Below are 23581 nucleotides of genomic sequence, written 5' to 3' on the forward strand. Positions count from 1 at the left end.
GCACCGATGCCGTCTCGCGGTGGGGTGGGGCGGTGGGGTGGGGCGGCGGGGTGGCGGCGCGGTCGGGTGGGGCGGCGGGTGGGGCAGTGGGGTGGGGCACAATGGCCAGGACCGAAGGAGCCCACATGACCGAGCCCGCCTGGCTGCCCGCCGACTTCGCGCACCCGCTTCGCGTCGAGCTCACCGAAGGTGTGCACCTCCGCCCCATCCGTGCCGCCGACGTCGACATCGACATGGTCGCGGTGATGTCCAAGCAGCCGATGCTGTGGGAGATGTACGGCGAGGCGTGGGGGTGGCCGCCCGCGACGATGACGCGCGAGGCCGACGAGGAGGACCTCGCCCGGCACGCGCTGGAGATGAAGCAGCACGAGTCGTTCAACTACGCCGTGCTCACCGCCGACGAGGACCGCCTGCTCGGGTGCGTGTATATCGACCCGCTCGACGCCGTCGACGGCACGCCTTCAGCCGAGGTCTCGTGGTGGACGGTCGCCGACGCGCCCGCGGGAGTCGCCGAGCGGCTCGACGCGTTCGTCCCCGCATGGCTGGCGAGCGACTGGCCCTTCGGCCGGGTGTCCTACCCGTTCAACGGGTCGGCGCCGAACGCCTGACGCGCGAGAGCGCGGCGTTCGCGACCCCGGCCGCGAGCACGACGAGCGCCGCTGCGAGCGGAGCGAGAAGCGCGATCGTCGCGCCGCTGCCCTCGGCCAGCAGGCCGGTGAGAGCGGATGCCGCGGACTGACCCACGACGACGGCGGAGCCGAGCATCGTCATGACGGTCGCCGAGCGGCCGAGCGGGCTGCGGGCGGCGGCGAGGCTGTACTGGGTGACCAGCGTCGGACCGATTCCGATGCCGATCACGAGTAGGCACATCGTCATGGCGCCGACGGTCGTCGCGAAGGGGAGGGCGATGGTGCCGGCCGTAAGGATGCCGGCGAAGACCAGCCACCGTGCCGCGAGGGTGAAGCGGGCGGGGAACAGCGCGACTCCGAGAGCCAGCGCCGCCGAGCCGATGCCCATCGCCCCGTAGACCAGGCCTGCCTGCTCGGGGACGCCGCGCTCGGCCATGAACGCCGTCAGCGACGTGAGCATCGCGCCGAAGAACAAGCCCATGCCCAGCGCGCCGACGACGGTGGTGACCAGCGCGGGTCGGGCCAGCTCCTTCGCCGGTGCCTGCGCCGGCTTGTCGGCGGAGTCCGCAGCGCTCACGGAGGCGGTGGGATGCAGCGCGAAGGCGCTCACGAACACGAGAGCCAGCACCGCCGCGCCGATGACGGGCGCCGCCGGGCTCATCGTGGTGGCCAGGAGGCCGACGATCACCGGACCGAACACGAACACGATCTCGTCGGCGGCGGACTCGTAGGCCATCGTCCCGCCGACCACCGACGCGCGGCGATCCTTCGAGAACGCGCGGCCGATGATGCCCACCAGGCGGCTGCGGGAGAGCGGGGCGACCTGCGGCATGGACGCGCCGATGAGGAAGGCGACGGCCAGGAGCGCGGCATCCGGAACCGATGCGAACGCGAGCCACGCGATCGCGAGCAGGAGCAGGCTGTTGACCGTGCCCGAGATCAGCAGCACGCGGCGCTGGCCGAAGCGATCGGCCGCAGCGCCGAGGAGCGGGCCGATGAGAGCCGTGCCGAGGCCCGTCATCGCCGAGGTGAGGCCGCCGAGCGCGAGCGATCCGCGCGCCGAGACGACGAGCGTCAGAACGCCGACGACCATCATCGCGAACGGCAGCCGCGCGATCAGGGCGATCGGGAAATAGGCGAAGCCGGTCTCGCGCACGAGCGTCGTGCGGCGCGGTGCGGCCAGTGTGGTGTGCATCGGTGGTTCCTGTGTGCGTCCGCCGCGGTTCGCGGCACTCGTGCCGCCTTGGTCCGCGTGGGCCAGGTAGATACACATCCGGGATGGTGCCCCCAGTCTACCCGGGGGCACCTGGCCGGAGTCTGGACGCGTGTCAGCCCTGCTGCGGGATCCACACGCGCATCGTCGACGGGCCGCGCTCCGCCCACTCGTGGTACGGCACGAGGGGCACCTCCGCGGTCGCCGCACCGCGGTCGGCCGGCGGCTCGCCGTACGGCCATCTCGCATCGTCCACCGGCAGTCGCGACACGGTGATCCACACCCGCCCGTCGCGCTCGACGGGCTCGGTGCCCGCCGCCATCGCGACGCAGGCGACATCGTCCACGCCCGCCGGGGCGAGGTCGACGGATTCCAGCGCCAGGACCTCCGGGCCGCGCTCGACCGCGACGCACCCGCGCACCGCGTCGATGCGGGCGTCGGGCACCGACACGCGCGGAGCCATCGGAAGGTCCAGCTGCACGACGTCGCCGGCACGGAATGCGTGCCGGATCTCGACCATGCCGGGATCGACGGAGCGCTGCTGCACGAAGTCGGCCGTGACGATGCGCAGCGTCGCCCCCGATGCCCACGCGGGGACGCGAAGGCTCAGGGTCCACGGCGCGCTCGCGTCGCTGGTGTGCGTGACGACCACGCGTCCGTCGGCCGGGTACTGCGTGTCGACCTCGAACGACACCGGGCGGCCGTCGTCGAGTGTGGTGGCGACGGTCGCGGGGGCGTACTGGTGCAGCTGGATGCCGTCCGAGTCAGCCGTCGCGACGTACGACTCCAGACTCGCCAGCGTCCGCGCGAGGTTCGGCGGGCAGCACGACACCTCGAACCACGGGGCGCGCAGCGACGACGACGCGCGCGGCGAGGTGCCGTCGGGGTCGGCGGGCACGCCCGGCACCCGCTGGTGCAGCGTGTTCGCGTAGTAGAACGATCGACCGTCCGGGGCGGGGGAGGTCGCCACGACGTTGAACAGCGTGCGCTCGATGAGGTCGGCGTGGCGGGCGTCGGCCCCTGCGAGCAGCAGGCGCCACGAGAACATGATCGAGCCGATGCCGGCGCACGTCTCGGAGTACGCGCGGTCGGGCGGCAGCTCCCAGTCGTCGCCGAACGCCTCGTCCTGGTGGTGCGAGCCCTGGCCGCCGGTGATGTACGTGCGGCGGGCGATCGTCCGATCCCACTGCTTGCGGAGGGCCTTCAGCAGCTCGCCGTCGCCGGTGTCGACCGCGACATCTACCGCGCCGGAGGCGAGGTAGTTCGCCCGCACGGCGTGGCCGCGCAGCGCCTTGGCGTCGCGGACGGCGATGTCGTCCTGGAAGTACTTGCGGCCCCACTCGATGTCCCGCAGGGTGCCGCGCCCGTGGCGCTCGACGAAGATGCGCGCCTGTGCCAGATAGCGGCGGTCACCCGTCACCCGGGACAGCTCGGCGAGACCGACCTCGACCTCGGCGTGACCGCAGACGGCGTCGCGGCCGTCCGGCCCGAACGTCGCGCACACCAGGTCCGCCGCGCGGCGGGCGATGCCGAGGAGCCCGTCGTCGGCACCCGGGCGCGTGCGCTCGCGGGCGACGGCCGCCTGGAACAGGTGCCCGAGGCAGTACAGCTCGTGTCCCCACTCGAGGTCGGACCAGCGGGCGCCCTGGCCCGGCCGCCCGAACATGGTGTTGAGGTATCCGTCGTCCTCCTGCGCTGCCGCGACGCGCGCCACGATGCCCCGGAAGCGCTCCTCGAGCGCGGCGTCGTCGGTGCGGCCGATCTCCCACGCGAGGCCCTCGAGGTACTTGTAGATCTCCGAATCCGAGAACTCGCGCCCGCGTCGGCCGGCGGGCAGCCGACCTGCGGCGGCGCGGTCGAAGTTCGGAAGCCACCCCTCGGACTCCAGCCGCGACCCGATGTGCTCGAGCGTGTGGCTTCCGTTGATGGCCTGACGGTCGCCCCAGAAGCCGCCCGTGATCCGCACGTCTCCGAGCCCGAGGGGCCGGAGCCGGCCGCGACCGGGGACGACGGGCGCCTGCGGCGCCGGGGTGATGGTGTGCATGGTCATCCCTTGAACGCTCCCGACATGAATCCCCGGACGTAGTGCCGCTGAAGGACGAGGAAGAGGACGACGCAGGGGAGGGCGAGGACCACGACGCCGGCCTCGGTCGCGCCGTAGTCGATGACGCCCATCACCTGGCCGCGCAGGTTGGCGACCGCGAGCGGCAGCGTCATGCGGTTGGTGTCGTTGATGAGGATCAGCGGCGCGATGAAGTCGTTCCACGCAGTGAGGAACGCGAACAGTCCGACCGTGATGAGTCCCGGCTTCACCGCCGGCAGCAGCACGCGCCAGAGGGCGCTGAAGCTGTTGCAGCCGTCGACCAGGGCGGCTTCATCCAGCTCGCGCGGGATCGACTCGAACGAGATGCGCATCATGAACATCGAGAAGGGCAGCTGGAACATCGTGAGCACCAGCGCGACGCCGAGCAGGGAGTTCTGCAGGCCGACGGCGTTGAGGATGACGTACAGCGGGATGAGGAGCGTCGCGTACGGCACCATCAGGATCGCCAGCACGAGCAGGAACAGCACGTTCTTGCCGGGGAACTGGAACCGGGCGAAGGCGTAGCCCCCGAGGAATGAGACGACGAGGGTCAGCAGCACCGTCACGAGCGACACGAACAGCGAGTTGCCGATGTAGACCCAGATGCCGGCCTGGAAGTTCGCGAGCGAGACGTAGTTGCCGAAGCCCCATCCGTCGGTCTGGGCCGACCCGGCCTGCGGGCTGAAGGACGACACCGTCGTCCACACCAGCGGGTACAGGAAGATGATCGCGATCGCGGCGGTGAAGACGCCGTACGGGATGCCCCACACGAGGCGCGTCGTACGGCGCGACATCCGCGGCGTGCCCTTCAGGCGGGGAGCGACGATCGTGCGTGTCGAGCTCGTGTCGGTGAGGGCCATCTCAGTCCTCCTCAGGTCGGTTGAACGCGCGCAGCTGCACGACGTTGATGACGATCAGGGCGAGCAGGACGATCACCGAGAGCGCCGCCGCGATCCCCAGGTTGTTCTGGCCCTGGAAGGCGATGTTGTAGATCAGCTGGACGATCGTCATGGTGCTGTTGTCCGGACCGCCCTTGGTGAGGATGTAGAACTGGTCGAACGCCAGCAGCGAGCCGGTGACGCACAGCACGATCGTGAGGGCGAAGGTCGGGCGGAGGAGCGGCACGGTGATGTGCCGGAACGTCTGCCAGCGCGACGCGCCGTCGATGCGGGCGGCTTCGAAGACGTCCTCGGGGATGCCCTGGAGGCCGACGAGCATCAGGAGCATGTAGAACCCCGCGTAGCGCCACACGATGAGGAACACCGTCGACCACAGCGCGCCCTCCGGCGTGCCGAGGAAAGTGAAGCCCCACGTCTGCATGAGGTCGGCGAACGGGCCGGCGAAGGGGGAGTAGAGCACGTAGAAGAGGAGGGATGCCGACGCCAGCCCGAGAGCGCTCGGGATGAGGAACGACGTCCGGAGGATCCCCTTCCAGGCGGTGGACTCCTGCACGAGGAGCGCCAGGCCCAGGCCCAGGCCGATGAGGAGGACGGTCGTGATGACCGTGTACTGCAGGGTGAAGCGGATGGAGTCCCAGAACAGGCGGTGGTTCACTGCGTCGACGTAGTTCTCGGGGAGGTTCCAGCCCAGGTTGCCCCGCAGCAGCGGCCAGTCCGATCCCGACATCTGCAGCACGAGCAGCAGGGGGATCAGGAACAGGGCGACGACGAAGAGGGCGGTCGGCGCCGCGTAGATCCAGCCCTGGACAGGACCGCCCAGCGGGCTGCGTGCCCGCCGACGGCGGACGGTTCGTGCGGTGGTGGTGAAGGCCACGTCATCGCTCCTTGGGGAAAGGAGCCGGCGGGGTGCGCTGTCGTTCAGCGCACCCCGCCGGCGGGAAGGGACTACTGGCTGAGGATCGCGGTGATCTCGTCGTTGTCGGCGTCGACGGCGTCGCCGTCTCCGAGCACGGCGTTGCGCACCAGAGTGATCCACGGGCTGCCGGGTGCGTTGAAGGCCTGCTGGAAGTTCATCGCCACCGGGGTGTCGCCCTGCGACGCGACCTCGTTGATCGTGACGAGGCGCGGGTCGCTCGCGGCGTACTCGTTGTCGGCCAGGTCGGCACGCGAGACCGCGTTGCCGTCCTTCGCGAGGACCTGCACCTGGGCCTCCTCCGACATCATCCACGCGAGGAAGTTCCACGCCTGCGCCGAGAGCTTCGAGTCCTTCGAGATGCCGATGCCGTCACCGCCGACGAAGGTCGACACGCCGCCGTCCACACCGGGGATGCCCGCGACGCCGGCGTCGAACTCGAGCGCCGACAGGAGCGTGGCCGGGTACGGCATGACGCCGACATTGCCCTCCTGGAAGCCCGCGACCCACGTGGCGCCGGTCTCGTCCGCCGAGCCGGGGGCCACGGCGCCGTAGGACTCGAGGTCCTGCCAGGTCGAGTAGACCTCCTTGGCGGTGTCGCTCGCGAGCAGCGATTCGGTGCCCTCGTCGTTCATCACCTGGTCGCCCGATGCCCAGATGGACGGGAACCACGTGAAGACGAGGCATCCGCCGCAGTTCAATCCGGTGGAGGTGCCCGAGACGCCCGGCTTGTCGAGGTCCTGGACCGCCTTCGCGGCATCGGCGAACTCGGCGAGCGTCGCCGGCGCCTTCTCGGGGTCGAGTCCCGCTTCGGCGAAGAGATCCTTGTTCCACATCAGCATGGACAGGTCGAGCACGAAGGGCAGGACGTGCTCGGCGCCGTCGAAGGTGCCCGCGCTGAGGTGTCCCTTGTTGATCTCGTCCTTGTAGTCGAGGCCGTCGATCTGCTCGGTGATGTCGGCGAAGAGGCCCTGCTGGACCCAGTTCGGCACGTAGACGATGTCGGCGGCGAAGAGGTCGGGGAGCCCGCTGGAGCCGGCTGCCGCGCCGACCTTGGCGACGTAGTCGTCGTTGGGGACGACGGTGAGCTCGACCTGGTTCTCGTGCGACGCGTTGTAGGCGTCGACGAGGAGGTTGGCCTGGCGCTCCATCGGGGCGCGCGTCCACAGGGTGAGCGTGGAGCCGTCATCCACGCCGTCGGCGGGAATAGACTCTGCGGGCGTGGGGGTCTCACTGCTGCCGGCGCAGGCCGTCAGGGCTCCGACGAGAGCTCCCGCAGCAACGAAGGCCGTGGCTGCACGCAGTGCGGCACGGCGTCGGGTGGTGAACATGCAACTGTCTCCTCTGGCTCATCTTCGAGCGGATGACGCCGACCCCAGGCCGGCACCGCTGTGGTGGTGCATCGCGGATTCGAAACCTACGAAATCCCTTTCGGCACGCTATCGTGTGTTTCGTCGAGTGGTCAAGTAGCCTCTCCGATAACCTTTCCGAACCAGGAGGTGCTCGTGACTTCGAGCGACAGCGGGTCTCGTGCGGCGACACTCAGCGACGTGGCGAAACGTGCCGGCGTGTCCGTCGCGACGGCCTCCAAGGCGCTGAACAATCGCGACGATGTGGCGGTCACGACACGGCAGCGCGTCCTGCGCGCGGCCGATGAGCTGTCCTTCACTCCGAACGCGATGGCCAAGGGCCTGCTCGCCGGCCGCACCGGAACGGTCGGACTGCTCACGAGCGACCTCGAGGGCCGGTTCATGATCCCGATCCTGATGGGCGCCGAGGACGCGTTCGGCGCGGGACAGATCAACGTCTTCCTGTGCGACGCGCGCGGCGACGCGATCCGCGAGCAGCACCACCTCAAGGCCCTGCTGAGCCGCAGGGTGGACGGCATCATCGTCGTCGGGCGCCAGACCGACCCGCGGCCGTCGCTCGGCCAGAGCCTGCCGGTCCCCGTCGTGTACGCGTACGCGCCGTCCGACGATCCGCGCGACCTGTCGCTCACGCCCGACAACTACTCGGGCGGCCGGCTCGCCGTCGAGCATCTCCTGGCGTGCGGGCGCACCCGCATCGCCCACATCACCGGCGATCCGTCGTATGCGGCCGCGCAGGACCGCCTCGCCGGGGCGCGCGCGGGCCTCGAAGCGGCAGGGCTCTCGCTCGTGGGCGAGCCGATGTTCTCCGAGTGGACCGAGCATTGGGGGAGGGATGCCGCGGCCATGGTGCTGGAGCGGCATCCCGATGTCGACGCCATCTTCTGCGGCTCCGACCAGATCGCGCGCGGCGCGCTCGACACGGCACGCGACCTCGGCCGCCGCGTTCCCGACGACCTCGCGGTGATCGGCTACGACAACTGGGAGGTCCTCTCGACGAACTCCCGGCCCGAGCTCACCAGCATCGATGCGAACCTCCAGATGCTCGGCCGGCAGGCGGCGCAGCGCGTGTTCGACGCGATCGACGGCGTCGACATCGGCAGCGGCGAGCACCACTCGCCGGTGCGCCTGGTCATCCGCGGCTCGACCATCCCGCGTCGCTGAGACCGCGGGCCCGCGCCCACGTGGCCCGGACGGCGGGGTCAGTCGCGCCGCGACCAGCGGAAGCGCAGGCGCCAGCCCTTCCGGCGGTGCCGGGGCGCGGCATCCGGAGCGCTCTCCTGCGCCGCCCGAGCCTCGCGCCGCCCCTGCCAGGCAACCACCTCGGCGTCGACGTCGCGGGTCGACGTCACGACCGGCGGACCGCCCAGCAGCTGACGTCGCGCTTCGATGACGCGGCGGTTGAAGTCCTCGACGGCTTCGCGCACCTCCGACTCGGTCCGCAGCGCGTCGAGGCGCTCGTCGAGCTCGACGGCCTCCACGCGCAGCATCAGAGCGGGCGGCCCCAGGCCGCTGAGCTGCTCGGACTGGATCTTACGGCGGATCCACCAGTCGGGGTCGTGGCTGTCGCCCAGCCCCGGGATCGGCTTTCCTGCACCGGGAAGGTCGTCGAAGTCGCCGCGGCGGATCGCCTGCTGGAGCGCCGTCTCGACGTACGCGGCGCGATCCGCGGCCCGCGCCGCGGGTGAGCGCTCCTCATCGGGCGGGGCCTCGGCATCGGCCCCGTTCGCGTCGCGTTCCTGGCGGTATCGGGCGGCGGCCACCCGAGGATCTTCGGTCATCGCGCACCTCCGGGTCTCCTTCGAGCCTACGACGACTCGAAGAAGCGGGGCCGAGGGAACTCAGACGTGGCAGGCGCTCAGCCGACGTGGTCCCGCCAGGAGTGGCGCGGCTCATACCCGAGCAGGCGGCGGGCCTTGTCGATCGACAAAAGGGTGTCGCGCTCGCCGACCCCGGCCTTCACGTCGACGCCCGGGAACACCTCGGCGATCAGCTCGGCGTTCGGGCGGGACATGACGGTGTCGGCGGCAGCGATGATGAACTGATCGAAGCCGGCCGGCGCGACCTCGAGCGCGCGCTGCACCGCCTGTGAACCATCACGGGCATCGATGTAGCCCCACAGATTCCACTTGCGCAGGCGGGCGTCGGAATCGAAGGACGGGAACTCGGCGTAGTCCTCGGGCACCATCACGTTCGAGAAGCGCAGCGCCGTGATCGACAGGTCGGGGTGCCAGCGGACGAGTTCGACGGCGAGCTGCTCCTCGAGGGTCTTCACGAGGGAGTACACCGACTCGGGCCGGGGCGGGTAGGCCTCGTCGACCGGGATGTAGGGAGGCGGTGCGTCGAAGGGGAGACCCTGGACGGTCTCACTCGACGCGTAGACGATGCGACGGATGCCGAGACGGACGGCCGCCCAGAACACATTGAACGTCGCCGTCATGTTGTTGTGGAACGTGGCGATGTCGGAGCGGATGCCGGGCGCCGGGATCGCACCGAGATGGACGACCGCATCGATGCCGTCGTGACGATCGCCCACGCCTCCGAGCGCGTCGATCACCTGACCGTAGTCGGTGAGGTCCACCTGGACGAACGAGGGGCCCCGCGTGCCCACGAGATCCATGCCGATGACGTCGTAGCCGGCGGCGCGGAGTTCGCGGGCGACGACGGTTCCGAGCTTGCCGGTCGAGCCGGTGAGAGCGATGCGCATGGGTCCAGCATTGCAGGGGTGAGCGGCGCCGAGGTCGTTTCGAAATCACCGAAAAGGATTGCGGAATCGATCGGCGGCTGGTTTACTTGCGCCCGACTCGCCAAAGCGCGACAACCCGTCCTGGTGCGACCTGCCGAGTCAGCTGTTTCCCCAATGGAGAGGATGGGCGATGTCGCCTGTGAACTGGAGAAGATCCGTAGCCGGAGCGGCCATATGCGCCCTCACGGTGACAACGCTGGCGCTGGCGCCGACGGCCGCTACGGCGGACGTCATCCCCGGCAACGAGTCCGACGTGGGCGTCTACACCAACGGCCAGACCGACTCGATGGACATCGGCGACCCGACGTACCTCAACATCGACGAGGTCACGCAGAAGCTGGCGCCCGGCGTCGACTGGACCGCGGCCAGCATGCACGATCGGATCTTCGAGAAGGACCTCGCAGCCGGCGGCACCGACTACTACCTCGACCGCGTGCTCGGAGTCACCGGCACGACGAACAACACCGTGCTGCAGACCCGCGGTCGGTCGCTGTACATGCGCGGCGGCAGCAACTGGGGCGTGATGGGCTTCGCGGGATCCGCCTTCGCCGGCGGACCGAACAACCTCGGCAACTTCTACACCGTCGCCGTCCCGGGCCAGACCGTCACCGAGGTCGGCGCCCAGCGGTTCAACGCACCGAGCCACGCGAAGTCGCGGTACTCCATCGGCGCCACGGGCGTCGTCGCGGATCAGCGGAAATTCATGACGCACGAGAACGCGGCCGTCACCGTCATCACGTTCTCGAACCCCGGCGCAGAGGCGCAGACGTTCACCGTCCGCGCGGCTTCGCCCCTGGCGACCGGCGCGGGCGAGGCGGGCGACGAGCTCGTCGGCACGCGCACGCTCACGAGCGGCGCGAACAACGGTCTCGTCGACACTCCCTGGTCCACGGTGCGGATCGGCCTCAAGGCCGACGGGTTCGCGCGCTCCGGCACGAACCTCGACCGCGAGATCACGGTCCCGGCGGGCGGCTCGGTCGACATCTCGGTCGTGGGCGCCCTCTACAGCGACGGCCTTCCGGCCGGACGCGAGGAGCTGGAGGAGTACGCGGAGCTCGCGCCCGCCGATGCCTTCAAGACGGGCGTGACGGAGTTCAACCGCCGCTGGGCGCAGGACATCCCCTACATCGACGTGCCCGACGCGGGCATCGAGAAGGCGATCGTCTACCGCTGGTGGGGCGAGCGCTACAACGTGCTCGACAGCAACGAGCCCGGGTACGTCTACCAGTACCCGACCACCATCGAGGGCGTGAACCTGTACCAGAACGCCGTCGTGCTCACGCAGCCGATGCACCTGCAGGACACCAAGTGGATCCGCACGCCGTACCTCCCGTACGGGCAGATCCTCAACGTCGGAGAGCTCTCGGGCTCTTCGGCCTTCCTCGACAGCCCCGGTCACACGAGCTGGAACAACCACTACTCGCAGTACCTCGGCACGGCGGGCCTCGAGGCCTACAACGTGCACGGCGGCGGCGCCGACATCGCTGAGCGTTTCGCCCGCTACTTCGAGGGCGACGGCGTCGGCCAGCTCGAGCACTACGACGGCAACGACGACATGCTCATCGCGTACGACACGAACTACATGCCGGGCAACGACTCGGACGCCATCACGTTCGGGTACCCGCGGGTGAACGCGTCGGCTCCCGGCGCGCGCACGATCGAGCGCCCCGAGTCCGCCTACGTGTGGGGAGCGTTCGACGCAGCGCGTCAGCTGTACGACATCGCGGGCGCGGATGCCGACAAGGTCGACGAGATGGGCGACACGGCGGACGCCATCCGCGACGCCATCCTCGGACGGCTGTGGAGCACCGAGATGCGCTCGTTCCTCGCCGGAACCTCGCACGGCGCGCAGTCCGCTCCGTCGTCGGGCAGCGGGGCCAACCCGCTGAGTGCCGCTGAGCGCGACCTGATCCCCGCCAAGGAGTCGAACCTGTTCGACATCTACGCCGAGGGTCTGATCCCGACCGCGGACGCCGAGACCTACGTCGACGGCCTGCGGTTCCTGCGCTACGGCGACAATTTCCCGATCTTCCCCTTCTACACGGCCAACCAGTACGACCGTGCCAAGTTCGGGATCGGCGGCTCGAACAACTTCTCCAACATCAACTTCACGGTGCAGTACCGGGCCGTGCGCGAGGCCCTGCGCCACTATGACCCCGAGGGGAAGTACGTCACGCCGGAGTACGCCGCGCGCCTGCTCGACTGGATGGCGTGGAGCATCTACCCGGGCGGTGACGCGCGGGTGGCCAACCAGGCCGAGTACTACTCGAACTGGAACGCGACGGCGAAGACGTACAACCGCAACAACCCCAACCACGTGATGCTCGGCAACATGAACTACATCTACGTGGAGGACATGGGCGGTATCCAGCCGCGGTCCGACGACAAGGTGGAGCTCTGGCCGATCGACCTCGGCTACGACCACTTCATGGTCAACAACCTCCGCTACCACGGTCACGACCTCACGATCGTGTGGGACGAGGACGGCTCGCACTACGGCCTCGGCGAGGGCTACAGCCTCTTCATCGACGGTGAGCGCAAGGCCGCCGCCGACGGACTCGGCCGCTTCGTGTACGACCCCGCGACCAACGAGGTCGTGGAGTCCGACGAGGGCCTGAACGTCGAGGTCGTCGCCGAGGAAGGCGCCGACCTGCCCACCGCCGCGGGCACGCCCATCGAGGACGCGCGGGTGGTCGAGTACCTCAAGACCGCCGGCATCGACCTCGAGGAGGACGCGGTGAACCTCGCCGCGGACGCGAGGCTCTCGTCGTCGTTCACGCAGGCAGGGCCCCGGCCGACGCCGTGGCGCAACTTCCACACGCCGGGATACTCGACGAGCTCGATGAACTACACGCCGGGTGCCATCAGCGAGACAGAACGGCCGGTGTCGCTCGACGCGGTGTCGGACGGCCTCACGACCAACGAGCCCTTCTGGGGCAACTACGGCACGACCGACGCGAACGGCTACGTCGAGCTGGACTTCGGCGCTCCCCAGCAGTTCGACAACGTCAAGGTGTGGTTCGTGAGCGATCGGCAGGCCGGCGGATACAGCCAGCCGCAGCGGTACTCGATCCAGGTGCAGGACGGGTCGGGCGATTGGGTGAGCGTCCCCGAGACGTTCAAGTCGCCCAAGATCGCGCAGCCGAAGTTCAACGAGGCGCTGTTCGAGCCGGTGACGGCCAGCAAGGTCCGGGTGGCGTTCGTCAACACTCCGTCGAAGTTCACCGCGATCTCCGAGATCCAGGTGTTCGACTCCGGGCGGGATGTGCCCGCCGTGGTCAACGACGCACCCGTCGTGACCGCCGCGGCCGACCGGTCGCGCGACGGCAATCTGTCGACGACCCTCACCGGGACGGCGACGGATGACGGCATCCCGGAGGACGGCACGCTGACGTACGGGTGGTCCACGGTGTCCGCACCGGCCGACGCCGGCGTCATCTTCAGCAGCCCTTCGAGCCTGAGCACCACCGTGACGGGCACGGCGGCGGGCATGTACGTCTTCCGGCTCACCGCCACGGACGGGCAGCTCACCACCGAACGGGATGTCGAGGTCGAACTCCGCGAGAAGGCCACGTCCGCCGAGTTCGGCGCCGTGGCCACGATCACCACCAGCGGCACCTCGTCGTGGGAGAACCACCTCCGGGTGAACGAGGCGACCACGCCGGCGAGCTCGTCGCCGGGCGCGGGCAACGGGTGGGGCAACTGGGGCCAGCCGGCCAACGGCACCTCAGCTGCGAACGCCGCGTGGATCCGCTACCAGTGGCCGTCCGCGGTCCGTCTCCAGTCGACCGAGATCTACTGGTACGACGACAACGGCGGCACGCGGATGCCGCGACCGGACACGTACGTCCTCGAGCACTCGAACGACGGCACGACCTGGACGCCGGTCGTCCTGAGTGGAACGTCGACCTATGCCGGCGCGCTCACCCGGAACGCCTACAACCGACTCGACTTCGAGCCGATCGAGGCGAGCCAGCTGCGCATCCGGATCACCGGCGTGCAAGGTTCGGGCGCCGGCACGGGTGTGCTGAGGTGGCGTGTGAACGGCGAGACCGTCGAGTCGGTGGACGCTCCGGTGATCATCCGCACGGTGGTCGGGCAGATCCCCGAGCTGCCCGAGGAGCTGGACGTGGTCTACACCAGCGGCCACCGCGGCTCGGTGCCGTTCACGTGGCAGGAGATCACGGCCGACCAGGTGGCGGAGACGAACGTGGAGCCCTTCCTGGTCTACGGCACCAACAGCGCGAACGGGCTGATCGCCCAGGCGCGGATCTACGTGCGGCCTGAGAACTCGCAGGGCGGGATCTCGATCCAGGGTGCCCAGCAGTTCGAGCAGACCGTCGAGGTCGGCGAGCTGCCGGTGCTTCCGGAGCGGGTCGAAGTGTCGTACAACGACGGATCCCGCGACAACCGGGCGATCGGGGTCGAGTGGGACTTCGACGAGTCCGTGGTCGAGCAGCCGGGCGTCTACACGATCCGAGGCGACCTCGTGCTCCCGTCGTACGTGAGCACCGCCGGCACCACGTCGACGACGCTCACGCTCACGGTGGGCGACGGCATCCCGACTGGGCCGGCCGTCACGGCGACGGCGACGACGCGCTGCATCGCCGGCAAGGTCACGCTGGTGGTCACCGGTGTGAACACCGACGACGAGCCGCTCACGCTGGAGCTGAAGTCGGCGTATGGCACGAAGAAGATCCAGAACGTGCAGCCGGGCAAGTCGGTGAGCCAGGCGTTCTCGACACGTGCCATCGGCATCACCGCTGGCGCTGCGCAGGTCGTCGCCACGACGGCCGGCGGAGCCGCCGCCACCGTGGATGCGGCCTACCCGGCCGCCACCTGCGGCTGACGCGCGGACCGAAGGCGGCGTCGCTTCGGCGACGTCGCCTTCGGCGTCGGTGCCCTGCGAACTCGCGTCTGGGCCCGCACAGCAACTGACCATTGTTCTCGGTAACTGTTAGCGCTATCGTCAAGGATGAAGCGACCGAAAGGCTTTTCGCGTCGCTGCGATCCGTGCACGAGGAGGTCACGATCATGGTGCTTCGCCGACCGATCCGCCTCGGCCCCTCCCACTTCCCGGGCGAACGGCCTCGATGCCCCCGGCCGAGCCGGCTCTCGTCCTCGCTGTCCATCAGAAAGGAAACACGATGACACCCGAATCCGAATCCGGAATCTCGCGTCGAAACGTCGTCGTCGGAGGAGGTGTCGCTCTCGCCGGCATGGCCGCCGCCGTCGCGCTCCTCGACCCGACGCAGGCGCGGGCCGCCGCGCCGCGGCAGAGCGGCGCCGCCTTCCGCCTGGCCGGTCCGGCGCGCTCTGCGCAAGTCGTGCGCGCCGGGCAGACCCTCGTCTATCCCGATGCGTGGAGCGTGCGTCCGTTCCCGCTGAGCTCGGTGAAGCTCGGGCAGAGCGTGTTCACCCGCGCCCTCAATCAGCATCTGGTGCTGTACCGGGCGTACTCGGTCGACAAGATCCTCGCCGTCTTCCGCCGCAACGCCGGTCTGCCGACCAACGGTGCGACGCCTCCGGGCGGCTGGGAGGAGTACGGTCCCAACCCCGAGGCCCAGCGCTGGGGTCCGCGTGAGTACACGCGGGGCCAGAACACGGCCGGTGCGGGCGGCTGCCTGCGCGGCCACTACGGCGGCCACTTCCTGAGCGGCGTCTCGATGGCGTACGCCGCGACCGGAGAGCTCGCGCTGCTGAACAAGGTGAACGCGATCGTGGACGGCCTGGAGGAGTGCCGCGCGGCGCTCGCCGCCCAGGAGTTCCAGGGCGCGCCGCGCTACTCGCACCCCGGCTTCCTCTCGGCGTACGGCGAGTGGCAGTTCTCGGCGCTCGAGGAGTTCGCCCCCTACGGCGAGATCTGGGCCCCGTACTACACGCTCCACAAGATCCTCGCCGGGCTCCTCGACGCGCACGCCCTGGCGGGCAGCGCGAAGGCGCTGCAGCTCGCCGAGGGCATCGGGCACTGGGTGTACAGCCGGCTGTCGAAGTGCACTCCGGCACAGCTCGCGCGCATGTGGGGCTCGTACATCGCCGGCGAGTACGGCGGCATGAACGAGGTGCTCGTCGAGCTGTACTGGCGCTCGGCCGACCCGCAGAAGAGCGAGTTCCTCGACGCGGCGCAGCTCTTCACGCTCCACACCCTGGTGGACGCCTGCGCCACGGGAACGGACACCCTCAACGGGAAGCACGCCAACCAGCACATCCCGCAGTTCCCGGGCTATGTGAAGCTCGCCGCCGAGACCGGCGACGACCACTATCTCGACGCGACGAAGGGCTTCTTCGACATGGTCGTCCCCGGGCGCGTGTATGCGCACGGCGGCACCGGCGAGGGGGAGCTGTGGGGTCCGGCGAACACGGTCGCGGGTGACATCGGACCGCGCAACGCCGAGTCCTGCGCGGCCTACAACATGCTCAAGGTCGCGAGCTACCTGTTCTTCAACGAGCAGGACCCGAAGTACATGGACTACTACGAGCGGACGGTGCTCAATCACATCCTGGGCGGACGCCGCAACCAGGAGTCGACCAACGGCCCCGAGAACCTGTACATGTTCCCGGTGCAGCCGGGCGCCCGCAAGGAGTACGGCAACGGCAACATCGGCACCTGCTGCGGCGGGACCGGCCTCGAGAGCCACGTCAAGTATCAGGAGGGGATCTACTTCCGATCGGCCGACGAGTCCGAGCTGTACGTGAACCTCTACATCGCGTCGACGCTCACGTGGGACGAGAACGGACTCGAACTCGAGCAGGTGTCGTCGTATCCCGAGTCCGACACGTCGACCCTGACGATCACCGCGGCGCCGTCGGGGCCGTTGAAGGTGCACCTGCGGATCCCGGCATGGTCGCGCGGTGCCGAGATCGAGGTCAACGGCACTCCGGCCGGAGTCGCGGTCGAGCCGGGCTCGTACGCCACGATCGAGCGCACCTGGGCGGCGGGCGACACGATCACCGTGCGGATTCCGCTCACGGTGCGCGTGGAGGCCGCCCTGGACCGCGCGGACATCCAGACCCTCATGTACGGACCGGTCGTGCTGACCGCCACGAGCTCCGCGACGAGCTACCTCAAGGTCTCGCTCGCCGACCGGCTCGACCTCGGCGGCAACGTGAGCCGAGGCATCACGAAGACCGCGGCGAACGTGTTCACGATCGGCAGCCTCAGCTACGAGCCGGCCTACAACGGCCGGGACGTCGCGTACCACATGTACTTCCAGCGCAATGAGCCGACGGTGACGTTCGCCGGACAGGACTCGGGCGTGGCGAACGCCCGTCGGGCGGGGACCACGCTGCTGGACGAAGTGTGGGCGCAGGCGCCGTTCGCCGACCGGAGCGCCTTCCTCGACGCGGTGGGAGAGGTGTCGTCGGCCTACCTCGCCGCGGGCCTCCTCACCGCGCGGAACCGCCAGAAGATCCTCCTCGCCGCGGGTCGTGCGCCGATCGACGGGGGCAAGTGACATGACGATGATCGAAGGGAAATCCATGCACACGCTCCGCTCCGGCCGCTCGAGCCGCTTCGGCGTGAGGAAGCTCGCGGTGGCGGTGGTGGCCGCCGTGGCTCTCATCGCCGGCGGCGCGGCGATCGCGATCCCCGCGACCGCGGCCGACGAGCCGTTCAACGTGGCGCTCGCGTCGGGCGACAACGCGCCGACCGTCGAGGTCAGCTACGTTCCCGGCTGGAACTCCGCACCGGCGCTCAACAACGGCGTCGTCGGACCGACGAACACGCTCTCCGCCATGTGGGGGACGTGGGGTGCGCCCGGCAACCCGACGCAGGACATCGCCACCTACACGTGGGAGAACCCCGTCACCGTGAGCTCGTCGAAGCTCTACCTGTGGCAGAACCACCTCACGCCCGGCGGCGACTCCGGCGTCATGATCCCTGCTGCGTGGAAGGTCGAGTACCGCACCAGCGCAGGCGAGTGGGCTCCTGTGACGGGTGCCGGCCTGAGCTACCCGGTGCCCGTGCTCGACACCGCCGCGCCCGTCGCGTCGCAGCCGGTCGTCCAGGCGAACTGGGACGCGGTGACCACGACCGCGGTTCGGCTGGTGCTCGATCGCGTGGTCTTCCAGACCCAGCGCAAGGCCACGAGCGTCATCGAGTGGGAGGTCTGGGGCGTCGACGCCCCGATCGTCGAGCCCGAGCCCGAGGACCCGAATGCGTTCATCGACGCTCAGGCGGTCGCGGTGCGCACCGCGACGGGCACGGCGCCCGAGCTGCCCGAGCAGGTCTGGGTGATCGGCGAGGACGGCCCGCTGACGTACGTCGACGTGGAGTGGGCGCCGGTCGCGGCATCCGCGTACGCCTCCGCCGGCGAATTCGAGGTCGTGGGGGATCCCGCGGGATACGACGGACAGACCGTCTCGGCCACCGTGTACGTCGCCGACGAGCTCTCCGACGAGATCGAGGGCGTCGACTACACCGCGACGATCACCACGCCGGGTGTCGAGCCGGTGCTGCCGGACACGGTGCGCGCCACGTACGACGACGGCACCGCGAGCAGCGACGTCGACGTCGAGTGGGACGCGATCGAGGCGGCGCAGTACGCCGAGGCCGACGCGATCTTCGATGTCGAGGGCGCGGTCACCGGGTACGCCCCGGGGGCGATCGCGACCGTGTTCGTCGTCGAGCCGCTGAGCCAGGCCGACCCGATCGTCTCGATCGAGTTCGACTCCGCTCCGCAGGGTTCGGGGTGGTACACGTCCGCGCCGATGGTCACGGTGACCGCCGAAGAGACGGCGAGCCCCATCGCGAGCATCGAGTACAGCGTCGACGGCGAGAACTGGATGCCTTACGACGAACCGTTCACGGTCGACGCCCAGGGCGACGTCACGGTCAGCGCCCGGGCGACGAGCGAGGACGAGGCGGTGGGCGAGGCATCCGCGACGATCAAGGTCGACACGATCGCGCCGACCACCGGCATCGACTGGATCGTCGTCGACGGGGCATCGGCCACCGTGACCCTGACCCCGTCCGACCCCGAGCCGGGCTCAGGAGTCACGCGCACCGTGTGGTCGGACGGTCCCGACGCGTCGCCGACCGGTGAGCTGAACAACATGTACGCGACGTACGAGGAGCCCTTCTCGGTGCAGCTCACCGAAGACCCCCGCTACGTTCACGTGCAGGCTCAGGATGCCGCGGGCAACGTCGAGGAGCACGTGACGGTCGAACTGCCCACGCTGGTGGGCGGCGGTCTCGACCTGCAGCCCGCCGTGACGCAGCGGTGCGTTGCGGGCAAGGTCGCCCTCGTCGTCTCGGTGAAGAACGCCGACGACGTGGCAGCCGACATCAGGGTGGAGTCGGCTTTCGGGTCGAAGACCTTCACCGCCGTGAAGGCCGGCGGCACCGCGTCGATCGCGTTCTCCACCCGCACCGTCGGCATCGGCGGCGGCGACGTCGCGGTGACCGGCTCGGGCGCCGACGACACGACGTACGAGGGGAGTGCGGCCTACCAGGCCTTCAGCTGCGGCTGATCGCTCCCCGGAACGGCCCGCGGTCATCGGATCGCGGGCCGTTCCGCGTGCGCGGGCTCAGCTCGCGTGGGCTCTCTCCAGCCGGCGCAGCCGGCGGCGCGCGAAGTCCTGGGCGCGGGGTCCGGAGCCCAGCGCGCTCTCGGTGACGGCCAGGATGACCCGGGTCGCTGTGATGACGGGCAGCCACGTTCGGCGCAGGCCGAGCAGCGCGCGGAAGCGCCGCGGGATGGTGGCCACCGCGCTCGCGAACAGCACGCGATAGGCCAGCGACATCGCGAGGGAGTCGGGGAACGGAGGTCGGCGGAGGAAGCGCACGACGTCGTCGACGCGCTCGTCCCGGCGCAGCACGCCGCCGTCGAGCAGCGCGTCCAGGCGACGCCGCAGCTCCGCCTCGGTGCGCGGCGGATCGTCGACGCGCATCAGGCGTCCCGCCGTCGCCCACTCGGCGACGTACGCATCCGGGCCGCCGGGGATCGGCCTGCCCCACGTCTCATGGCACGTGAGGAAGGCGTCGGTGAACGCGAGGTGCACCCACCCGACGAGGTCGGCGTCGGCGGCGGAGTAGGCGACCTCGTCGCCCTGCGCCGTCACGTACGTGCCGGACACCCGCTGATGGAACCGCCCGACGCGCGCGGTCTCGCGCTCGGCCTGCGCCTTCGAACCGTAGGTGAGGCAGATCACCCAGCGGACCGTGCCGGTGAGCCGGCCGATCGGGTCTTCGCGATACCGCGACCAGTCGTGCACGCCCGCCAGTGCGCCCGGGTGCAGCGCCTGCAGCAGCAGCGCGCGGATGCCGGCGACCATCGTCCCCATGCCGGAGTGCACCGTCCACGCGGGGCCGTCCTCGGCGAACCAGCCGGCGTCGTCGCCTTCGGCGAGCTCTCGCACCCACGACGGGGTCCCGTCGGGCTGCCCCGACAGCGCGGTCAGCAGCCGCGCCCGCAGCCGCATGGTCGGGCCCGCGGTCTTCGCGGCCGGGTCGCCGGTCGTGGTCCTGGTCACCCCACCAGCGTGCCATGGCGACGGATGCCTCGGCCCCGCGCTCGACTGCGAAAAGAGGACCGGGTCCCCGGCGCCATGCGCCGAGGACCCGATCCTTCGCTGCGGCTCAGGGCCGCGGCATCCGCTCGCTATCCGCAGCTGCGGAGCGCGTAGTCCGCACTCACGGCGGCGTCGTCGACCGTCACGCTCACCTCGCCCGCGGCGATGGAGGCGACGCGCGTGCTGAACGCGTACGACACCTTCTTGCCCGCGGCGATCGTGGCCGACTTGGCTCCGTACGGCGTCGACACCGCGACCTGGGCGGCGGTGTCGCCCGCGTTCGCGAGCGTGGCCGTCAGCACGACCTTGCCTGCGACGCACCGCGTGTCGGCCGTGACCGTCACCTCGACCGCCGACTCGACCGTCACGGTCGCCTCGACGGGCATGCGCGAGTCGTCCTGGGCGACACCCGACACCGTGAACGTGCCCGGCGTCGCGTAGTCGGCCGGGTCGACGGCATCCCACTGGACGTCGACGGTCTGCTGCGAGCCGTCGACCTTCGTGAGCTGCGCCTGCGGCAGCACCGGTGCGAGGCCCGCCTTCGTGGTGACGTCCATCGCGCCGACGGTCGCGACGGCGATGTCCGGTGCATAGGCCTCGAGCACCCGCTGGTACTCGGCACGCGTGACCGGGATCACCGTGCCGTGGCGGGGCTTGCCCCCGTCGGCGTTCTGCGGAAGGCCGGTGCGCAGCTTCGAGCCGAGCGGCACCCACGCGTTCCCGTCGTTCAGGTTGTCCGTGCCGAACGGGATGTAGTGGTTCGGGCCGCCGTGGTAGCTCGGCTGGTCGATGAACAGGAACCAGTCCAGCCCGTTCACGTCGCCCTCATTCGCCTGGATGATGTTCGCGCCCTCACCGCTGGTGAAGTTGCGTCCCTCGCCGTTGGGCAGACCGGTGCCGACCTGGGCCTTGACGAGCGTCCACTGGTCCGCCGCGCCGGTCGCGCCGGGCAGCGAGCCGGAGTACGTCGCGAGCAGGTTCGTGGACTTCTCGTGGCGGATCGTCATGTTCGCCTCGTCCTTGGTGAAGCGGTGGTAGACGCCGTCCACCTTCGCCACCGTCGAGTCGATCATTCCGAGGCCGGTTCCGCGGCGCACGTCGATCCAGACCTTCGGCTCCGAGAACGTGACGAAGTCGTCGGTGGTCGCGTACATCATGCGGTTGTACGTCACGGCGGTGCGGTCGGCAGCGTTCGTCGTCGGGTACAGGTTCGATGCCCAGAACACCACGTAGGTGTCGAGCTCCTCGCTCCAGAACGCCTCCGGCGCCCAGGTGTTACCGGCGAAGTCGGTCGACACCTTGACGTGGCGCTGGTCGGACCAGTTCACCAGGTCGGTCGACTCCCACACCTCGATGTACTTCGAACCCGAGATCTGCGCGGTCGTGAAGCCGCCCGCGAGACCCGCGACCTTGAGGTCGGTGGCGATCATGTAGAACTTGTCGCCTTCGGGGGAGCGGATGATGTACGGATCGCGCAGGCCTTCCGTGCCCACCGTCGAGGTGAAGATCGGCTGACCGTCGTTGAGCGTGTTCCACGCCAGCGCGTCGTTGCCCTTCGAGGCCGCGATGCTCACGCGCTCGGCCCCCTGGCCCTCACCGGTGAAGAACGTCCAGAAGTACGCCTCCGTCTTGTCGTCACCGGCCGGCATCGGCTGGATGCGCGCCGAGAACGTCCGGCTGGCCGAGGCCGTGCCGCTGGATGCGGTCGCGATGAGCTCGACGGTCACCGCGTCCGCTCCGGCTGCCGGACGCTGCACCTCGACGGTGCGCGAGCCCTCGCGCACGCCGTCGCGCAGCGACGCGTGGTCGGCGCCCGAAGCGGCGACGGTCCACTGGATCGTGGAGCCCTGAGGGCCGGTCGCCGGCACGGAGAAGTTGGTGCGGATGTCGTCGAGGTTGCCGATCTCGATCGCGGTGAGATCCTGCGCCACCTTCTCGGAGTCGGCGATCTCCTGCGGCACGCGCACGGCGAAGGTCGCGGTGCGGGTCTCGGCGCCGAGCGTGAAGGTCGCCGTGAGGGTGACGTTCGCGTCGCCCGCGCCCGCAGCCGGGCGCGTGACGGCGGCGCTCCCGCCGCTGATCGCGATGGCGGCGTTGTCGGATGCCCAGCTCACGGGGAGGCCCGCGCTCGAGGTGGCCACGGTGAAGTCGGCCGTCGCCTCTTCGGCGACGGTCACGGCCGGGATGGCGCGATCGAACACCTGCGAGGCGTACAGCGACTGCACGTCGGCGCCGCTCAGCGCCTGGTCGTAGACGGCGAAGTCGTCGATGAGGCCGTTCCAGCTGGTGTCGTTGTACACCGAGCGGCCGAGGCTGGCGATGAGGTTGCCCGAGAAGTCGGCCACGCTGCGCGAGATGACGTTCTGCCCGATCTGCGCGCCGTTGAGGTACACGGTGAACTGGCCGGAGGTGCCGTTGATGACCGTCGTGTACAGGTTCATCCCGGCGGGTGTCGTGGGGGAGCCCGTGCCGCCCGTGCCGACCTCGGTGCTCCACGGCGAGGTCGTGTTGACCGAGTTCGTGAAGACGGACTTGACGTAGCCGCTGGGGTTGCTCGGGTTGAGCAGCCAGTACGACGGCGGGACGTTGCCGCTCGCCGGCTGGATGCCGATGAAGGCGGCCGCGGTGTTCATGGGACCGGAGCGAGGCGACAGCCACGTCGAGATGGTCAGGTCCTTCTTGCCGACGAGGGGCGCCGAGGGGATCTCGACGAACGCCGCGGTGCCGCGTGCGCCGCCCGGCAGGCTGAGGACGCCGCCGCTGACCGAGCCGCCAGACTGCCGCAGCGTCGCGTTGTGGCTGTTGCCGCTGACGTCGGGGATCGTCGTTCCCGAGGCGGCTTCGAAGCTGTAGTGGATGAGGGGCTCGGCCTCGATCGCGGCGTGTGCCGCGGGCGCGACCGCGCCGGTCAGTGCGAGGGCGACGGCCGTGGCGACCGCACCGCCTCTCGCGAGGATCCTGGTTCTCTGACGCGTTCTCACGCTGATTCCTCGCTCTCGGCGACGTCGCACAGGTGAGGGGTGCCCCGGGGGCCGACGTCACCGTCGGGTGCGGGCGTGTGCATCATCGCGCAGGTGTCGGACCGTCGGAAGTGACGGTGTCGGGTGTGCTGTTACCGGAAACAAAATTCTGGTCGACTCACGGTACGGTCGCGCGCGACCGCCTGTCAAGCACTCCGCGTTATCGGTAACATGCTCGCCGGAAAACGCACGGAAGGGC

At 69.9% G+C, this 23581-nt stretch carries 14 protein-coding genes; 5 read left to right on the forward strand and 9 right to left on the reverse strand.

The window, feature by feature from the left end; all coding sequences use genetic code 11:
- Nucleotides 1-125: 125 nt before the first annotated feature.
- Nucleotides 126-608, forward strand: coding sequence for a GNAT family N-acetyltransferase (locus tag JX005_RS00005; protein ID WP_214465247.1), 483 nt, complete (start codon nucleotides 126-128; stop codon nucleotides 606-608).
- Here JX005_RS00005 and JX005_RS00010 read toward each other — a convergent pair.
- The 5 genes from JX005_RS00010 to JX005_RS00030 all read right to left on the reverse strand — a co-directional run bounded on the left by JX005_RS00010 (nucleotide 583) and on the right by JX005_RS00030 (nucleotide 7068).
- Nucleotides 583-1824 (reverse strand): MFS transporter, encoded by a 1242-nt coding sequence (locus JX005_RS00010; RefSeq protein ID WP_214465250.1) that lies wholly within the window; start codon nucleotides 1822-1824, stop codon nucleotides 583-585. The genes JX005_RS00005 and JX005_RS00010 overlap by 26 nt on opposite strands.
- 133 nt (nucleotides 1825-1957) lie before the next feature.
- A complete protein-coding gene (locus JX005_RS00015) occupies nucleotides 1958-3892 on the reverse strand; it encodes a glycoside hydrolase family 127 protein (protein ID WP_214465252.1) in 1935 nt (644 codons plus the stop codon).
- Nucleotides 3889-4785: a carbohydrate ABC transporter permease gene (locus tag JX005_RS00020; RefSeq protein ID WP_214465254.1), complete on the reverse strand. Its 897-nt coding sequence runs from the start codon at nucleotides 4783-4785 to the stop codon at nucleotides 3889-3891. The genes JX005_RS00015 and JX005_RS00020 overlap by 4 nt, the downstream gene beginning before the upstream one ends.
- Before the next feature lies 1 nt (nucleotide 4786).
- The gene (locus JX005_RS00025; protein ID WP_214465256.1) at nucleotides 4787-5698 is read right to left on the reverse strand and encodes a carbohydrate ABC transporter permease; all 912 of its coding nucleotides are present in this window, start codon (nucleotides 5696-5698) and stop codon (nucleotides 4787-4789) included.
- 71 nt (nucleotides 5699-5769) lie between these two features.
- Entirely contained in the window at nucleotides 5770-7068 is a 1299-nt protein-coding gene (locus JX005_RS00030; protein WP_214465258.1) for an ABC transporter substrate-binding protein, read from the reverse strand.
- A gap of 219 nt (nucleotides 7069-7287) precedes the next feature.
- Here JX005_RS00030 and JX005_RS00035 point away from each other — a divergent pair, with 219 nt between their 5' ends.
- Complete coding sequence (locus JX005_RS00035) at nucleotides 7288-8268, forward strand: LacI family DNA-binding transcriptional regulator (protein WP_307858461.1); 981 nt, start codon at nucleotides 7288-7290, stop codon at nucleotides 8266-8268.
- Nucleotides 8269-8306: 38 nt separating this feature from the next.
- Here the strand turns inward: JX005_RS00035 and JX005_RS00040 are convergent, their stop codons facing one another.
- Nucleotides 8307-8885 (reverse strand): DnaJ family domain-containing protein, encoded by a 579-nt coding sequence (locus tag JX005_RS00040; protein ID WP_214465261.1) that lies wholly within the window; start codon nucleotides 8883-8885, stop codon nucleotides 8307-8309.
- A gap of 77 nt (nucleotides 8886-8962) precedes the next feature.
- Complete coding sequence (locus JX005_RS00045; protein ID WP_214465263.1) at nucleotides 8963-9811, reverse strand: NAD-dependent epimerase/dehydratase family protein; 849 nt, start codon at nucleotides 9809-9811, stop codon at nucleotides 8963-8965.
- A gap of 226 nt (nucleotides 9812-10037) precedes the next feature.
- On the opposite strand from JX005_RS00045, the gene JX005_RS00050 reads away from it, so the two are divergent.
- From JX005_RS00050 to JX005_RS00060, 3 genes are all read left to right on the forward strand, one after another.
- Nucleotides 10038-14699, forward strand: a complete 4662-nt coding sequence (locus JX005_RS00050) for an Ig-like domain-containing protein (protein WP_307858462.1) — start codon at nucleotides 10038-10040, stop codon at nucleotides 14697-14699.
- A 298-nt stretch (nucleotides 14700-14997) separates the two neighbouring features.
- The gene (locus JX005_RS00055) at nucleotides 14998-17304 is read left to right on the forward strand and encodes a glycoside hydrolase family 127 protein (RefSeq protein ID WP_246533375.1); all 2307 of its coding nucleotides are present in this window, start codon (nucleotides 14998-15000) and stop codon (nucleotides 17302-17304) included.
- Between the two features lie 25 nt (nucleotides 17305-17329).
- On the forward strand, nucleotides 17330-19321 hold the full coding sequence (locus JX005_RS00060; RefSeq protein ID WP_214465269.1) for an Ig-like domain-containing protein: 1992 nt from the start codon (nucleotides 17330-17332) through the stop codon (nucleotides 19319-19321).
- A gap of 57 nt (nucleotides 19322-19378) precedes the next feature.
- Here JX005_RS00060 and JX005_RS00065 read toward each other — a convergent pair whose 3' ends face one another.
- Together JX005_RS00065 and JX005_RS00070 are read right to left on the reverse strand one after the other, a co-directional pair.
- Nucleotides 19379-20272, reverse strand: a complete 894-nt coding sequence (locus tag JX005_RS00065; protein WP_214466024.1) for an oxygenase MpaB family protein — start codon at nucleotides 20270-20272, stop codon at nucleotides 19379-19381.
- A 179-nt stretch (nucleotides 20273-20451) separates the two neighbouring features.
- A complete protein-coding gene (locus tag JX005_RS00070; RefSeq protein WP_214465271.1) occupies nucleotides 20452-23343 on the reverse strand; it encodes an immunoglobulin-like domain-containing protein in 2892 nt (963 codons plus the stop codon).
- Between the last annotated feature and the right edge of the window lie 238 nt (nucleotides 23344-23581).

This window comes from Microbacterium flavescens, assembly GCF_018588945.1.
GTDB classification, from domain to species: domain Bacteria; phylum Actinomycetota; class Actinomycetes; order Actinomycetales; family Microbacteriaceae; genus Microbacterium; species Microbacterium flavescens.

Excerpts from the sequence above, each read along its gene's own strand:
- JX005_RS00010 (WP_214465250.1), bottom strand. The coding sequence starts at position 1,824 with ATGCACACCACACTGGCCGCACCGCGCCGCACGACGCTCGTGCGCGAG.
- JX005_RS00020 (WP_214465254.1), bottom strand. The coding sequence starts at position 4,785 with ATGGCCCTCACCGACACGAGCTCGACACGCACGATCGTCGCTCCCCGC.
- JX005_RS00015 (WP_214465252.1), bottom strand. The coding sequence starts at position 3,892 with ATGACCATGCACACCATCACCCCGGCGCCGCAGGCGCCCGTCGTCCCC.
- JX005_RS00005 (WP_214465247.1), top strand. The coding sequence starts at position 126 with ATGACCGAGCCCGCCTGGCTGCCCGCCGACTTCGCGCACCCGCTTCGC.
- JX005_RS00030 (WP_214465258.1), bottom strand. The coding sequence starts at position 7,068 with ATGTTCACCACCCGACGCCGTGCCGCACTGCGTGCAGCCACGGCCTTC.
- JX005_RS00040 (WP_214465261.1), bottom strand. The coding sequence starts at position 8,885 with ATGACCGAAGATCCTCGGGTGGCCGCCGCCCGATACCGCCAGGAACGC.
- JX005_RS00045 (WP_214465263.1), bottom strand. The coding sequence starts at position 9,811 with ATGCGCATCGCTCTCACCGGCTCGACCGGCAAGCTCGGAACCGTCGTC.
- JX005_RS00055 (WP_246533375.1), top strand. The coding sequence starts at position 14,998 with ATGACACCCGAATCCGAATCCGGAATCTCGCGTCGAAACGTCGTCGTC.
- JX005_RS00065 (WP_214466024.1), bottom strand. The coding sequence starts at position 20,272 with ATGCGGCTGCGGGCGCGGCTGCTGACCGCGCTGTCGGGGCAGCCCGAC.
- JX005_RS00060 (WP_214465269.1), top strand. The coding sequence starts at position 17,330 with ATGCACACGCTCCGCTCCGGCCGCTCGAGCCGCTTCGGCGTGAGGAAG.